This is a genomic window from Halorubrum sp. SP9 (genome assembly GCF_005435015.1).
GTDB lineage: Archaea > Halobacteriota > Halobacteria > Halobacteriales > Haloferacaceae > Halorubrum > Halorubrum sodomense.
Genome location: NZ_SGXU01000791.1, coordinates 1 through 215 on the forward strand (window position 1 = coordinate 1; position 215 = coordinate 215).

Genomic DNA, 215 nt, shown 5'->3' on the forward strand with positions numbered 1-215 from the left:
ATCACGTTCTGAAACGCGTCGAAAAACGTCGGGACGAAACCGGAGACAGACATTGAGTTGAGAGCGCCGTTCGTCGAGTGGTCGAAAACGGAGATCGCGGAGCGCGGGTTAGAGCTCGGTGTGCCGTACGACATCACGTGGTCATGTTTCCGGGACGAAGGGCCGGCGTGTGGGACGTGCGATGCGTGTGTCTTCCGGTTAGAGGCGTTCCGAAA

The 215-nt window shown here is 58.6% G+C and carries 1 pseudogene; it reads left to right on the plus strand.

Annotation, left to right across the window (positions count from 1 at the left end):
* Window positions 1–24 precede the first annotated feature (24 nt).
* Window positions 25–215: pseudogene (locus EXE45_RS19315) on the plus strand (7-cyano-7-deazaguanine synthase); the annotation flags it as partial.